Below are 217 nucleotides of genomic sequence, written 5' to 3'. Positions count from 1 at the left end.
CCTCCCACCAGGCCGGCAGCAGCACCTGCCAGCCGGCCTCGAGGAGCTGGCGGCTGTCCGCATGAAGGAACTGCCACGCCGCCCCGTCGTCGAGCGGCGCGCCCAGCACATCGTCGCCGCGCGTCAGCCGCTCGGGCGGCAGACAGGCGCGCAGCCGCTCCAGCCAGCTGGCCGAGCGGCTGCGGACCGCCTCGCTCCAGGCGACCGGCAAGTGGCC

Annotated in this window: 1 protein-coding gene; it reads right to left on the bottom strand. The window is 76.5% G+C overall.

The genetic code is table 11. The annotated features are described in order from the left end of the window. A partial coding sequence (locus PA598K_RS09725) for an SNF2 helicase-associated domain-containing protein (protein ID WP_148091925.1) occupies positions 1–217 on the bottom strand: 217 nt, incomplete at both ends.

This window comes from Paenibacillus sp. 598K (assembly GCF_003851045.1).
Taxonomy (GTDB): domain Bacteria; phylum Bacillota; class Bacilli; order Paenibacillales; family Paenibacillaceae; genus Paenibacillus_D.
This window is presented reverse-complemented; position numbering and strand designations above follow the sequence as displayed.